This is a genomic window from Demequina sp., assembly GCF_024642165.1.
Lineage (GTDB): Bacteria > Actinomycetota > Actinomycetes > Actinomycetales > Demequinaceae > Demequina.
In genome coordinates this window covers 1-10,998 of sequence record NZ_JAHEBP010000064.1, presented here as the reverse complement: position 1 = coordinate 10,998, position 10,998 = coordinate 1, and the positions used below count along the sequence as shown (strand labels likewise).

Here is a 10,998-nt window from a genome sequence, read left to right as displayed (position 1 = left end):
CTTCCCGTAGCTGTAGTCGATGAGCGTCCAGGGGTAGACGGCCGCCGGGCTCGTGAACCCGATGCCGTCGAAGCGGATGCGTCGGTACGGCTCGTCCGAGAGGATCCAGATCCTGCGGCCGTGCCGCGCCGACGCCTCGTCGAGGACGGTGGCGAGCGCCTCGAGCTGTTCCCGCGGGTAGACGCGACCGGTGGGGTTCGCCGGCGAGTTGACCACGACGATGCGGGTCCGCGGCGTGATCGCACCCGCGATCGCATCGAGGTCGAGGTCGAACGTGGTCTGGTCGAGAGGCACGCCCACGGTCACGAGCGCGGCCGCATCCAGCATGGGGGCGTAGCAGAACCACCCCGGGACCGGCACGATCACCTCGTCCCCGACGTCGGTCAGCAGGTGGAAGGCGAGCTCGATGGCTCCGAACGCGCCCTGGGTCAGCGCGATGTCGTCCGCGTCGACCTCAAGGCCCATCTCCGCGCTCAACCCGGCCGCGATGGCGCGCTGAGCGGAGGGTTCGCTCGACTTGTAGGCGAACCAACTCTCGGAATGCGGCTCAACCTGAGCGCGCATTGCGTCCACCAGCCCCGGCAAGGGCATCTCGTGGGGGTTCCCAAACGTGAAGTCCATGGCTCCGGGCTGGTCGGCCGTCGCGCCGATCGTCGCGAAGTACCGCGTGACCTCGCCGATCGAGGATTGTGACGCCTGCGCCCTGGTCGACAGCTCCATTGCTGTTCCCCTCTCACACGGCGCGCCGGAACACGCGCCCGCTCCAGCATCGTCCCACAGGCCCTGCGTCGAGGGCGGGCGGGACATTGGTCCCCGCGCGCATGCGCCGGAGCGGGCGAGACTGGTCGGGACGGCAACGGCGCCGACATGGAGGTGCGCAACATGGCCACGTACGTCTTCGACTTCAGCGAGGGCAACAAGGATCAGAAGGACCTGCTGGGCGGCAAGGGGGCGAACCTTGCCGAGATGACCCGGATCGGACTGCCTGTCCCCCCGGGCTTCACCATCACCACCGAGGCGTGTCGCGCCTACATGGCGAACGGAGTCCTCCCACCCGAGTTGCGCGTCGAGGTGACGATGGCGGTGAGACGGCTCGAGGATCAGATGGGACGGTCGCTCGGCGACCCCCGGCATCCGCTGCTCGTGTCGGTGCGGTCCGGAGCCAAGTTCTCCATGCCGGGGATGATGGAGACGGTCCTCAACGTCGGGCTCAACGACGAGTCGGTGCATGGACTGGCCGCCTTCGCCGGCGACGAGCGCTTCGCGTGGGACTCGTACCGACGGCTCATCCAGATGTTCGGGAAGACGGTGCTGGGGATCGACGGCGACCTGTTCGCGCAGGCGCTCGACGCCCACAAGCGTGCACGCGGCGCGGACTCGGATACCGGGTTGACGGCCGAGGACCTGCACGATCTGGTGCTGGACTTCAAGGAGATCGTGCGGGAGCACACCGGGAAGGACTTCCCGCAGAAGCCCCGCGAGCAGCTCGACCTCGCGGTCGAGGCCGTCTTCGGCTCGTGGAACACCGAGCGGGCACGCCTGTACCGCCGCCGTGAGCGCATCTCGGACGACCTGGGCACCGCCGTCAACGTCGTGGCCATGGTGTTCGGCAACCTGGGCGAGGACTCCGGAACCGGGGTGTGCTTCACTCGCGACCCTGCGACGGGCCGCAGTGGTGACTACGGCGACTACCTGCCCAACGCGCAGGGCGAGGATGTGGTGTCCGGCATCCGCAACACGCTGTCGCTCGCGGACCTCGAGCGCCTGGACCCGGCCGCCTTCGCGGAGCTCCGCCAGGCGATGCGGACCCTCGAGAACCACTACCGCGACCTGTGCGACATCGAGTTCACCATCGAGCGCGGCAAGCTCTGGATGCTGCAGACCCGCGTGGGCAAGCGCACGGCCGCGGCGGCCTTCCGGATCGCCCAGCAGCTGGTGGACGAGCACCTCATCACCATGGACGAGGCTCTCGAGAGGGTCACCGGCGCCCAACTCGCGAAGCTGATGTTTCCTCAGTTCGACGCGGCCGCCGAGCCGGCGCCGTTGGCCACGGGAATGGCGGCGTCACCGGGCGCCGCGGTGGGCGCCGCGGTCTTCGACTCCGCGACGGCGCAGGCGTGGGCTGCCGACGGACGCGACGTGATCCTGGTGCGTCGCGAGACCAACCCGGACGATCTGGGCGGCATGATCGCCGCGGTGGGTGTCCTCACCTCGCGGGGTGGCAAGACGTCGCACGCCGCGGTGGTGGCGCGCGGGATGGGCACCACATGCGTCGTGGGAGCCGAGGCCGTCGTGGTCGACGCGGCGGAGCGCCGCTTCGCCGTCGGGGACACCGTGGTCGCCGAGGGCGACACGATCGCCATAGACGGCACCACCGGAGAGATCTTCCTGGGCGACATCCCGGTGATGCCCTCCCCGGTGGTGCGCTATCTCGAGGACGGCCTCGACGCGGCGCTCGCCGAGCTGCCTGTCGAGGACGACGAGACGCGCGAGCTGGTCGCCGCGGTGGACGCGATCCTCACCCATGCCGACTCCGCCCGCCGGCTGGGCGTCCAGGCCAACGCCGACACGGCGGACGATGCGGTGCGGGCGCGCGCCTGGGGTGCGCAGGGCATCGGCCTGTGCCGCACGGAGCACATGTTCCTGGGCGAGCGGCGGGTTCTCATCGAACGGCTCATCCTGGCGACCGAGGATGCGGAGCGGGAGGCCGCACTCGCGGCGCTGCTCCCCCTGCAACGCGCGGACTTCACGGACCTGCTGACCGCGATGGACGGGCTGCCGGTCACCATCAGGCTCATCGACCCGCCCCTGCACGAGTTCCTCCCCGACCTCACGGACCTCTCCGTGAAGGTGGCGCTCGCCGAGGAACGCGGCGAGACCGGTCCGGACGTCGACCGCGACGAGCACCTGCTGGCGGCCGTGCGCCGCATGCACGAGGCGAACCCCATGCTCGGACTGCGGGGCGTGCGACTCGGGATCGTCATCCCCGGCCTGTTCGCGCTGCAGATGCGCGCGATCGCGGAGGCCCACGCGGCGCGCCTTGCCGCGGGCGGCGACCCGCGCGCGGAGATCATGATTCCGCTGGCGGCCTCCATCATGGAGCTGCACCTGGTGCGTGACGAGGCGGATCGCATCATCGCCGAGGTGGGCGCGCAGCACGGTCTCACGCTCGACATCCCCGTGGGCGCGATGATCGAGCTACCCCGCGCGGCGCTCACCGCGGATCGCATGGCGTCCGTCGCCGAGTTCTTCTCGTTCGGCACCAACGACCTCACTCAGACCACGTGGGGCTTCTCGCGCGACGACGTGGAGGGCGCGTTCTTCCACGAGTACACCGAGAAGGGCGTGTTCAACGTGTCGCCGTTCGAGTCGATCGACCGGCAGGGCGTGGGCAGGCTGGTGCGCATCGCGGCGGAGGAGGGCCGGGCGACCCGGCCGGACCTTCGGCTGGGGGTCTGCGGCGAGCACGGCGGGGACCCCGAGTCCATCCACTTCTTCCACGACGTGGGCCTCGACTACGTCTCGTGCTCGCCATTCCGCATCCCGGTCGCTCGCCTCGAGGCCGGGCGCGCCGCGGTGGTCACGGGAGGCGGCGACACCCGCTGACAGGCAGGACCGCGCCACTGACGGGCATGCCTCTCCCCCGGTTTGTGTAAATTTTTGGTAACGTTTGTTCCCGTGAGCAAAGACGCCACGATCGCCGGCCTGCGTCTCGCGGGCGCCGCAGTGATCGCCATCGCGCTGGGAATCCAGGCGTGGGCGGACCTCACCTTCGGCACGTTCACCTGGGCGGAGCTTCCGGGGTACTTCACGCCGCTGGCCAACCTGGCCGGCATCGTCGCGCTCATGGCCGCCGCCGCCGTGGGTCCCCGCGAGCCGCGCTGGGTGGAGTTGCTGCGGGTCAACTCCGCCACCTACCTCCTGGTCGTGGGCGCCGTCTATTGGCTCATGCTGGCGCCGTACTCGACGCCCATGTTCCCGTGGGCCAACGCGGTTCTCCACGGCGGCGCCGGTGTCCTGCTCGCCGCGGACTGGATGCTGGTCGGGCGTCGACGACGCCTTCCCACCAGCGCGCTGTGGAGCGTGCTGGTGCTTCCCGCCGCCTGGGTCGCCTACCTCCTGGCCCGCGCCCACGTGGACGGGTGGGTCCCCTACCCGTTCCTGGATCCGGCGCGCGGCGCGCTCGCCATCGCGGTGACCCTGGCTGCGATAGCGGCCGTCGGCATCGCCGTCGCGGCGATCCTGCACGGCCTCGCGCTGCTGCGGCCGCTCGTGCCGTCGCGTGCCCTCGCGACGGCGACTCGATAGCGAAGCCGCTGAAGGCTTGCGCCGAACGCCCCCACGGGGGCCGCCTGGCACCTACGGTGGTGTCATGAACTTTGAGAACGGCGAACCCGATGTCGCCACCGACGCCCCCTCCCTCACGTTCGTCGACCTCGGGCTCGACGGTCCGATCCTGAGGGCGCTCCAGGACGTCGGATACGAGACCCCCTCCGCCATCCAAGCCGAGACCATCCCACCCCTGCTGGCCGGGAGCGACGTGGTGGGGCTCGCCCAGACCGGTACCGGCAAGACGGCCGCCTTCGCGCTCCCCATCCTGGCGCGGCTCGACCTCGCCCAGAAGCAGCCGCAGGCGCTGGTGCTCGCGCCCACGCGCGAGCTCGCGCTCCAGGTCTGTGAGGCGTTCGAGCGCTATGGCTCCCACCTCAAGGGCGTGCACGTGCTGCCTGTCTACGGGGGTCAGGGCTACGGCGTGCAGCTGTCCGCGCTTCGCCGCGGCGTCCACGTCGTGGTCGGCACCCCGGGCCGCATCATGGATCACCTCGACAAGGGCACGCTCGACCTGTCGGAACTCAAGTACCTCGTGCTCGATGAGGCGGACGAGATGCTCAAGATGGGCTTCGCCGAGGACGTCGAGACCATCCTCGCGTCCACGCCCGACAACAAGCAGGTGGCGCTGTTCTCCGCCACGATGCCGGCGCAGATCCGTCGCCTCTCCGCCAAGTACCTGTCCGATCCGGTGGAGATCACGGTCAAGCGCAAGACCACCACCTCGTCGACCATCAGTCAGCGCTACCTGATCGTGAGCTTCCCCCAGAAGATCGACGCCCTCACCCGGATCCTCGAGGTCGAGAACTTCGAGGCCATGATCGTCTTCACCCGCACCAAGAACGACACCGAGGTGGTCGCGGAGAAGCTGCGCGCCCGTGGCCTCGCCGCCGCCGCGATCAACGGCGACGTCGCGCAGGTGCAGCGCGAGCGCACCATCAAACAGCTCAAGGACGGCAAGCTGGACATCCTGGTCGCGACTGACGTGGCCGCGCGCGGCCTCGATGTCGACCGCATCAGCCACGTGGTCAACTACGACATCCCCATCGACACGGAGTCCTACGTGCACCGCGTGGGACGTACAGGCCGCGCGGGGCGCACCGGCGACGCGATCAGCTTCGTCACCCCGCGCGAGCGCCGCATGCTGGGCGCGATCGAGAAGGCCACGCGGCAGCCGCTCACGGAGATGCACTGGCCCAGCGTTGACGACGTCAACGCCACTCGCCTCGCCCGCTTTGACGAGTCCATCACCCAGGCGCTGAGCCAGGAGGACAGGATCAGTCGTTTCCGCGACATCATCGCGCACTACGTCGAGCATCACGACGTCCCCGAGAGCGACGTCGCCGCGGCGCTCGCGGTGGTCGCCCAAGGTGAGACGCCCCTGCTGCTGGACGCGCAGGCCGAGCCCAAGCGCGCGACGTTCGACCGTGAGGCCCGTGGCCCGGCCGCGGGTGGCCGGGACGATGCGCGAGCGGACCGCGGCCACCGCGCCCCGGCGGCGGGCTTCGCCACGTATCGGATCGCCGTGGGCAAGCGCCACAAGGTCGAGCCGCGCCAGATCGTGGGGGCGCTCGCGAACGAGGGCGGGCTCGATCGGCGGGACTTCGGTGCCATCAAGATCCTTCCGGATTTCTCCCTGGTCGAGCTGCCTTCGAACCTCTCACCCGACACCTTCCGCAAGCTGAGCGGCACCCGTATCAGCGGCAGGCTCATCGACCTCAAGATCGACACGGGACCGGGCGGGTCGCGAGGCCCCCGCAGCGACAAGGGCTACCGGGGCGACCGGGGCTCCCGCCCGCCACGCCAGAGCTGATCGACGATGCGCCCGGCCGTCACCCTGACCCCCACCGAGGTTGTCGCGGGTCGGCGTCCGGGGCTCCGCCCACGCCTCCGCCCGCCGCGAGTGCTTGGCTGAGCACATGACCGCCGTCATCGATGCCGACTACCTGGTGGTGGGCGCGGGCGCCGCCGGACTTGCGTTCGCAGACGCGCTCGTGGCGCACTCCGACGCGCGCGTCGCGCTGGTGGACCGGAGGGGCGCTCCCGGTGGCCACTGGCGGTCCGCCTACCCGTTCGTGCGCCTGCACCAGGCCTCCCAGTTCTATGGCGTGGCGTCGAGAATGCTCGGAGACGGCGGCCTTCAGAAGGAGGGTCCGGAGTCCGGCCTGCACAGCCGGGCCACCGGCGCCGAGGTCTGCGACTACTACGACGGCGTGCTGGACTCGCTGGTCGCGACGGGCCGCGTCGAGTTCTTGGGCGAGTCGGAGTTCGATGGCGAGCGGGTGCGATCGCTGGTCACGGGCGAGGAGCGCGCGGTTCGGCCCGGGTGCCGGATCGTCGACGCACACCACCTCTCCCCCGCGGTCCCGGCGGACACGCCGCCGCCGTTCGTCGCGTCGGAGGGCGTCACCGTGATGCCGATCGGGCGACTGCCGCAGGTCGCCGACGCGGAGCGATTCGTAATCGTCGGTTCGGGCAAGACCGCGACCGACGCGATCGTGTGGCTCCTGGGACGGGGCACGGATCCCGGCGACATCACGTGGGTTCGCCCGCGCGACCCGTGGATGCTCAACCGCGCCGTGGTCCAGCCCGAGCCGGCGATCTTCCAGGGGATGGTGGCGGACGTCATGGACGCTGCGGCCACCGCGGGGTCGATCGACCGAATGTTCCTCGATCTCGAGCACGCCGGCGTGATGATCCGCATCGACGCAGGGGTGACACCCACCATGGCGCGGACACCCACGCTGGGCCTGTGGGAGCTCGACGCGCTGCGGACGGTCGAGAACGTGGTGCGCCGCGGCCACCTGCGCGAGGCGGGTCGCGGCGTGCTGCGGCTCGACGACGGCACCGTCACCGTGCCCGCGGACGCGGTGGTGGTCCACTGCGCCGCCGACGGCCTGCCGCTGCCCGCCCTCGTGCCCATCTGGGCGCCCGAGACCATCACGCTGCAGCCGGTGCGCAGCGGATTCCCGTGCTTCGGCGCGGCGCTCGTGGGATACGTCGAGGCGACTCGCGAAGGCGACGCCGCCAAGAACGCGCTCTGCCCGCCCTCGCCGTATGGCAACACCCTCGCCGAGTGGGCCCGGATGACCGTGCTCGGCGCTCGCGCGTCCGCGGCCTTCCTCGCCGACGCCGACATCCGCGCGTGGGCGGACAGCGTCGCGCTCAACCCCGCGGGCGTCCCGGAGGGGTACGCGTCGGCCGCACTGGACCAAGCGCGCGCCAGGATCTCACGCGCCGCGCCGGCGGGCATGGCGGCGCTCGCTCGGATGGCCGGCATAGCCGCGCAGTAGGCGCCGTGTGACTCTCGGCGAACCTGGAGCCGGGTCCCAGCCAATCGCCCGGGTGCCGTCCCTACGGTCCTCGCATGACGACTTCGACATCCGCGCCGCGCCGGCGCCTCCGCCGCCGGATCCTTCTCTCCGTCGCCTCGGCCCTGCTGTTGCTGGGCGTCCCCGCCGGGTGGGCGCTCGACCGCTACGTGTTCGACCACGTGGAGGTGGCCAACGCCTCGGCCTACGAGGCGTCGCTGGCCGATGCGGGCTCCGCCACCGAGACGGCCACCGCGACCGAGACGGCCACCACCGCCACCACCGCCACCACCGAGACCGCCGGCGCCGACGATCCGCAGATCGCCATCACGTCCTCCACCTACGGCTCGGGTGCGGACCAGGCCACCTACTACGTCGCCGACGTGGTGGTGAGCGACATCACGCAGCTGCGATCCGCGTTCGCCCAAGACGCGTTCGGCGAGAACATCACGGAGAATCCGTCCGACATCGCCGCGGATGTAGGCGCCGCGCTGGCGATCAACGGGGACTACTACGGCTTCCGGTCCACCGGCATCGAGATCCGCAACGGCGTGATCTACCGGGATGAGCCCGCGCGCGAGGGCGCCGTCATCTACAGCGACGGCACCATGGACGTCTACGACGAGACCACGACCACGGCGCAGGAGCTGCTCGACGCCGGCGCCTGGCAGACCCTGTCCTTCGGCCCAGCGCTGATCGACGACGGCGAGATCGTGGCGGGCATCGATCAGGTCGAGGTGGACACCAACTTCGGCAACCATTCCATCCAGGGCGACCAGCCGCGCACCGCGATCGGGATGATCTCCGCGAACCACTACGTGTTCGTGGTGGTCGACGGGCGCTCGAGCGAGAGCGCCGGCGTGACGCTCCCGGAGCTGGCGGAGATCATGGCCGGCCTGGGCGCTACCGAGGCGTACAACCTGGACGGCGGAGGCTCGTCGACGATGGTGAGCGGCGGATCGCTCGTGAACAACCCGCTCGGCAAGGCCCAGGAGCGCGGCACCTCCGACATCTTGTGGGTGGGCTGACCATGTGGATCCTGGTGCCGGCCTACGAGCCCGACGAGCTGCTGCCCGACCTGGTTCGACAGCTGTGCCTCACGTGTCCTGTGCTGGTGGTCGACGACGGCTCGGGCCGCGCCTACGCAGCCATATTCGAGGCGGCCGATGCGGCGGGAGCGGTGGTGCTCCACCACCCGGTGAATCGCGGAAAGGCGGCGGCGCTGCGCACCGGATTCGCGTGGCTGACAACGCACGCCACGGGCGAGGGCGTGGTGTGCGCTGACAGCGACGGTCAGCATCGTCCCGGAGACGTCGCCCTGGTCGCGGCGACGATCGAGAGCCGCGCGGCCCGCCGCGAGCCCGCCGCCATCGTGCTGGGCGCCCGCGCGTTCGCAGGCGAGGTTCCACGTCGCTCGCGCGTGGGCAACCGCGTCACCACGGCGTTGATGGCCGCGGCGACGGGCCGGCGAATCGTCGACACGCAGACCGGCCTGCGCGGGTATCCGGCAGAACTGCTGCCGTGGGCGCTCGCCGTCAAGGGAGAGCGCTTCGCCTACGAGCTTCAGTTGTTGCTGGAGGCGTGCCGCTCCGGCATCCCGGTGGTCGAGGTCCCCGCCTCGACGGTCTACCTCGAGGGAAACGCCTCCTCGCACTTCCGTCCCCTGGTCGACTCGGCCCGCGTGATGTGGCCGCTCGCGCTGTTCGCGGCCTCTTCGCTCATCGCATTCGCGGTCGACACCGTCGCCCTGCTCGTGCTGTCCGCGCTGACGGGCTCCCTCGCGCTCTCCGTGAGCGGGGCGAGGCTCATCAGCGCCAGCACCAACTTCGCGATGAATCGGCGGGCCGTGTTCGGCTCGAAGGACCACGTCGTCCGCCAGGCGGTCCGCTACGCGATGCTGGCGCTGGCGCTCGTAGCGCTCAGCTTCCTTGCCCTCGACCTCCTCACGAGACTGGGGGTGCCCCTGCTGCTCGCGAAGGTTGCCACCGATCTGACCCTGTGGCTGCTCTCGTACGGCGTCCAGCGCACCCTGGTGTTCCGGGCGGCGCCGCCGCACGAATCGCACGAGGCAACGGCGCTCGCTGCGACGTCCCAGCGTTCGGCGTGACCCCGGCGCCCAGATCCGCCGCCGCACGCCGGTGGGGCCGGCCGGGTCGCGTACCCGGTCCGGGCCATACTGGGATGGCGGCCTCGGCATCGTCGCCGCGGACAGGGAGAGGAGCGCCGTGCGCGCGTTGATCAAGGACGCACCCGGTCCCGGTTTGCGTGCCGTCGACGTTCCCGAGCCCGTCGCGGGCGACGCGGACGTCACCATCCGGGTGCTGCGTACCGGCATCTGCGGCACCGACCTCCACATCGACGGCTGGGATCCGTGGGCCGCGTCCGTGATCGTGCCGCCCCTGATTCCCGGCCACGAGTTCAGCGGCGAGGTGGTCGCCGTCGGCTCCGGGGTGCGGGATGTTCGCGTGGGCGCCATCGTCTCCGCCGAGGGGCATATCGTGTGCGGCGTCTGTCGCAACTGCCGCGCCGGCCGCCGGCACATGTGCATCCACGCGTCCGGGATCGGCGTGCATCGCGATGGCGCCTTCGCCCAGACGGTGGTGGTTCCCGAGTCGAACGTCTGGGTCCACCCGCCCGGCATGGACGTCGACCTCGCCGCCGTCTTCGATCCGTTGGGCAACGCCGTCCATACCGCCCTCAAGTTTCCGATCGTGGGCGAGGACGTCCTCATCACCGGAGCCGGTCCGATCGGCCTCATGGCCGCCGCCGTCGCTCGCCACGTGGGCGCGCGGTTCATAGTGGTCACGGACGTCTCGGAGCCTCGACTCGAGCTCGCACGCCGCGTGGGGGCGGACCTGGCAGTGAACGTGGCGCACGAGCGGATCGCGGACGCGCAACGCCGGCTCGGGATGCGCGAGGGGTTCGACGTGGGCTTCGAGATGTGCGGGCAGCCCTCCGCCCTCCCCGAAATGATCGACAACCTCACCCACGGTGGCAGGGTCGCGATGCTCGGGCTGCCCACCGGCCCCATCGACGTCGACTGGGCCAAGGTGGTCACCCACATGCTGACCGTCTCGGGCATCTACGGGCGCGAGATGTTCGAGACCTGGAACGCCATGAGCGCCATGCTGCAGACCAGCGCAGAGCTGCGTGCAGCCATCGACACCGTCATCACCCACCGGTTGCCCGCACGCGAGTGGCGCGAGGGGTTCGCCACCGCGGCCACCGCATCGGCGGGCAAGGTGGTGCTCGACTGGACCGACGCACCCTGACGCGATCACGACGGGAGATTCCATGTACGGCACCATGAGGGAGCGGCTCGAGTCCGAGCTCACCCAGATCCGCGGCGCGGGCACTC

8 protein-coding genes are annotated in these 10,998 nt (G+C 70.7%); 7 read left to right on the top strand and 1 reads right to left on the bottom strand.

The window, feature by feature from the left end:
- Nucleotides 1-720 (bottom strand): aminotransferase class I/II-fold pyridoxal phosphate-dependent enzyme (locus Q0L54_RS07285; RefSeq protein ID WP_296666635.1); only part of this gene is annotated, 720 nt, incomplete at its 3' end.
- A gap of 162 nt (nt 721-882) precedes the next feature.
- Between Q0L54_RS07285 and ppdK the strand changes: the two genes are divergently transcribed.
- The 7 genes from ppdK to tdh all read left to right on the top strand — a co-directional run bounded on the left by ppdK (nt 883) and on the right by tdh (nt 10,912).
- Nucleotides 883-3,606 (top strand): pyruvate, phosphate dikinase, encoded by a 2,724-nt coding sequence (gene ppdK / locus Q0L54_RS07280; RefSeq protein WP_296666633.1) that lies wholly within the window; start codon nt 883-885, stop codon nt 3,604-3,606.
- Nucleotides 3,607-3,678: 72 nt separating this feature from the next.
- Nucleotides 3,679-4,308, top strand: a complete 630-nt coding sequence (locus tag Q0L54_RS07275; RefSeq protein WP_296666631.1) for a Pr6Pr family membrane protein — start codon at nt 3,679-3,681, stop codon at nt 4,306-4,308.
- A gap of 64 nt (nt 4,309-4,372) precedes the next feature.
- Entirely contained in the window at nt 4,373-6,142 is a 1,770-nt protein-coding gene (locus tag Q0L54_RS07270) for a DEAD/DEAH box helicase (RefSeq protein WP_296666629.1), read from the top strand.
- A gap of 106 nt (nt 6,143-6,248) precedes the next feature.
- On the top strand, nt 6,249-7,622 hold the full coding sequence (locus tag Q0L54_RS07265) for an NAD(P)-binding protein (RefSeq protein WP_296666627.1): 1,374 nt from the start codon (nt 6,249-6,251) through the stop codon (nt 7,620-7,622).
- 74 nt (nt 7,623-7,696) lie between these two features.
- Complete coding sequence (locus tag Q0L54_RS07260; protein ID WP_296666625.1) at nt 7,697-8,668, top strand: phosphodiester glycosidase family protein; 972 nt, start codon at nt 7,697-7,699, stop codon at nt 8,666-8,668.
- A gap of 2 nt (nt 8,669-8,670) precedes the next feature.
- Nucleotides 8,671-9,747, top strand: coding sequence for a glycosyltransferase (locus Q0L54_RS07255; protein WP_296666624.1), 1,077 nt, complete (start codon nt 8,671-8,673; stop codon nt 9,745-9,747).
- Nucleotides 9,748-9,865: 118 nt separating this feature from the next.
- Nucleotides 9,866-10,912: an L-threonine 3-dehydrogenase gene (gene tdh / locus Q0L54_RS07250; protein ID WP_296666623.1), complete on the top strand. Its 1,047-nt coding sequence runs from the start codon at nt 9,866-9,868 to the stop codon at nt 10,910-10,912.
- Nucleotides 10,913-10,998: the final 86 nt, after the last annotated feature.